Below are 1,539 nucleotides of genomic sequence, written 5' to 3' on the forward strand. Positions count from 1 at the left end.
GGACCCGAATTAATTGAATTTAACGTACGATTCGGTGATCCTGAATGTCAAGTTTTAATGATGCGCCTCAAAGATGATATTTTGCCAATTTTTCTTGCTGCAGCTCAAGGAAAACTTGAAAATAAGCCTCTTCGGTGGTCTGAAAAAACAGCTCTCACCGTTGTTATGGCTGCTAATGGTTATCCAGACTCCCCCCAAAAAGGTACTGTTATCCGTAATGTTGATCAAGTAAACACTCTTCCCGATGTGAAAGTTTTTCAAGCTGGTACAGTGTTGCGTGATGGAGAACTCATTGCAAATGGTGGACGTGTACTCAATATAACTGCAACAGGAAAAACGATTACGCATGCACAAAAACGTGCTTATGAAGCTGTTGATTTTATTGATTGGCCAGAAGGTTTTGTTCGTCGAGATATCGGATGGAGAGCCGTTGCGCGAGAAAATTAAATCCTTTGAATATTCTTTTTTTACGATTTTCTTATTTTATATAAGAGCATAACATACAAATTTTCTCACTGTTTTACGTTGGCCATAATTTTGAAAAAATAAGTGTGCTTTCCTTTGAACAATCAAATATTGTAAATAGGATATCTACTCATGATAAAATAGGAAAATTTTCTGAATCTGAAGATGTAATATAAAATAATCATTTTACTGTTGTCTTTACTTTAAACGCATTTTCTCATCATTTTTATAAACACTTTCTTTCTTATAAAATCCTGAGGAAAAACGTATATACTATCATTTCTTTTATTTATCGCGTTTTTAGTGAAATTCCGCTTTTACGAAAAATAAAATGCCCAAAAAAGATAGTTATGTTATTCACATACAAATTCTTAAACAATATCTCTCATGCTTATCATTTCCCATTTTACGACACTACCTGCAAATAGTATAAATCCATTCTGCCAGCTTTCTGGAATAAAAATAAAAACCTATACCATCATTGTATTTTCCAATTCTCAATATTACGATAACCCTTTCTATCTAAATGATTTTGATTATAAAAGAGAGATGAAATAAGAATATTCTGAAATATTCAAAGCTTTCATTCAACATGGAGAAATGATTTATAAAAAAAATTCAAAAACACTTCCAGTAATCTTCTGGTGTTTTTAATAATGTGGCAAACACCCAAAATTATACCGCAAAAAAACAGTTTCTATTGTTATGAAAACCGTTTTTACCTCTCTGAAAAAAGCGTTCTACATCATCGATTCCTGCTGCCAATGTATGGTGTCAAAAAACTCTCATTTACAATCATTGACTTTCTCTTTGTTTTCAAGAACCAAAAGTCACACCAAATCCCGTCTGTAAAGGTCTGAATTCTCATTAAGCGGGTTCCTCTTGCTTCCCACTCATATGCTGCACTTACACAAAGACCTACAAGCAAACTTAGAATATTCGCCATATCTTCTAAAAACACTTCATGTGTGAAGTTTACATGCCTTATGTTACCTCCCCAAACAACGATGTTTTACAGCACAACAAGATAAATGCTGACGGTCGTACAAAAATGAATGCATATTAATTTACTGG

At 33.3% G+C, this 1,539-nt stretch carries 1 protein-coding gene; it reads left to right on the forward strand.

What is annotated here, in order from left to right; genetic code table 11:
* Nucleotides 1-447, forward strand: a 447-nt coding sequence (locus ACFIQE_RS10280) for a phosphoribosylglycinamide synthetase C domain-containing protein (RefSeq protein ID WP_375707690.1), incomplete at its 5' end; no start/stop codon positions are given.
* Between the last annotated feature and the right edge of the window lie 1,092 nt (nucleotides 448-1,539).

This window comes from Bartonella sp. AA1HLJMS, assembly GCF_042197445.1.
In the GTDB taxonomy this organism is placed as follows: Bacteria; Pseudomonadota; Alphaproteobacteria; order Rhizobiales; family Rhizobiaceae; genus Bartonella.